Source organism: Pseudomonas sp. 05N434, assembly GCF_056396965.1.
In genome coordinates this window covers 1-1072 of record NZ_JBFTMK010000923.1, presented here as the reverse complement: position 1 = coordinate 1072, position 1072 = coordinate 1, and the positions used below count along the sequence as shown (strand labels likewise).

1 protein-coding gene and 1 pseudogene are annotated in these 1072 nt (G+C 56.4%); both read right to left on the bottom strand.

Annotated elements, in window-relative coordinates:
- A partial coding sequence (locus AC1DLB_RS30750) for an FAD-dependent oxidoreductase (protein WP_477786374.1) occupies nt 1-591 on the bottom strand: 591 nt, incomplete at its 3' end.
- Nucleotides 592-593: 2 nt separating this feature from the next.
- Nucleotides 594-1072: pseudogene (locus AC1DLB_RS30745) on the bottom strand (NAD-dependent epimerase/dehydratase family protein); the annotation flags it as partial.

Here is a 1072-nt window from a genome sequence, read left to right as displayed (position 1 = left end):
ATCCAGGTAGCCGAGTTTTTCGCGGAACAGGCTATAGCGCGAGCGGCCGATGCGGCGGATGCGGCTCCAGATCCAGGCTGCCGATAGGTTATCGGTGTAATGGTAAAACTTGTAGTCGAACAGGCGCTTCCATAGCACTTCCCAGGCCTCGGCCCCGACCCAGCGCTTGATCCAGCCCGTGGCTTCGACGTTGTCCAGAGGCTTCCAGTCATTTCTCTTGGTGGACAGGAATGCGTGTAGGCCATAACGGACTTTGGCTGTCAGACTTAGGCCCTTGAACTTGAGCAGAGCAATGGGGTTACCCCAAGGTTGCAAGCGGTTTTGATACCAATAGCCCATTTTGGTTTCGACCCAGCGCATTTTCGAGGCCAAGCCCAACTCGTCCAGTACCTTCAGGAAGGCGTGGTCAGAAATGCAATGGAAGTGGTAGTAGCGCTCGATGGTGGTGCCCGAGAAATCGAACGCCGCGGTCATTCCACCCACACGGTCATCCGCCTCGAATACCACGGGTTTATGCCCGTCCCTGGCCAACTGGTAGGCCACTGCCAGGCCCATGGGGCCAGCGCCCAGCACGGCAACTCTTTGTCCCATCGTCAAAACTCCAGAACCACTTTGCTGTAAGTGGGGTCGTTGAAGGTTTCCTGTATCGCCTTGGCAAACGGCGTGTAGGTCACGCCGAATGTGCCGGGCCAGTCATTGACCTCGAATTCGTCCTTGGCGCTGAGTGCAGCCAGCTGTTGGGTGGTGAAGGGTGGGTTCTTGTCGAACAGGCTCCATGTCCAGATCAGGCTGTAGAACAGGCCGTAGGGAATGCATGCGATCACGGCCTTGGCGCCGGTGGCACGCTTGATTTCGCGAATGATATCGATGTAGTCGACTTTTTCGTGCCCCGATACGTTATAGATGCCGTCGCGCACACGGTTTTGTATGCAGCTGATGATGACATTGCAAAAATCGCCCACGTACAACGGCTGGCGCATGTAGCGGCCATGACCAGGAATAGGGAAGACCGGAACCTTCTTCATGAAGCGCGACAGCCAGCCCAGGTGTTTGCGGTCAAACCAGCCAAACA